Origin of the sequence: Moraxella sp. (assembly GCF_024227015.1) — a bacterium.
In the GTDB taxonomy this organism is placed as follows: domain Bacteria; phylum Pseudomonadota; class Gammaproteobacteria; order Pseudomonadales; family Moraxellaceae; genus Moraxella.
This window is the reverse complement of record NZ_JAAELD010000004.1, coordinates 1-526: the sequence shown is the minus strand read 5'-3', so window position 1 is coordinate 526 and position 526 is coordinate 1. Positions and strand designations below refer to the sequence as shown.

Here is a 526-nt window from a genome sequence, read left to right as displayed (position 1 = left end):
GCTCGCACCCTGACCTACACCCATCCAATGTAAATTGCGCCTCAGCGATAGCCTCTTTGGCGAATCACCGAAAATTGCTGCCCTAAAACCGCCTACCCATTTGCCGGCGGCGGCAATCAACCATAAGGTCAGGTTGCGCTGCAGGCGTTACCTGACAATGTGGGTTGACGCTCCATCGATACACTTGTCAGGGAACTCGCTTTGCTCGCACCCTGACCTACACTCATCCAATGTAAATTGCGCCCCTAAAATCGCCTATCCATTAGCCGGTGGCGGTAGTTCAGCCACGAGGCGCAAAGACACAGTCAGCTCATCAAGCTGATAATGGGGCCGTAAAAATGCGACGGCTTTATATGCACCGGTTTTACCGGGTATCTCGGTTACTTCTATGCGTGCTTCACGCAAGGGAAAGCGTGCTTTGATCTCCTGTCCGGCACTGTCATCCAAAACCACGTAGTTGCTGATCCAATTGTTCAAGAATTTTTCGGCTTCATCCCGGGACATAAAGCTACCGATTTTATCCCGC

At 51.7% G+C, this 526-nt stretch carries 1 pseudogene; it reads right to left on the bottom strand.

Going from position 1 to position 526, the window contains the following annotated elements:
- Positions 1-255: 255 nt before the first annotated feature.
- A pseudogene (locus GY683_RS00055) lies at positions 256-526 on the bottom strand (type VI secretion system contractile sheath large subunit); the annotation flags it as partial.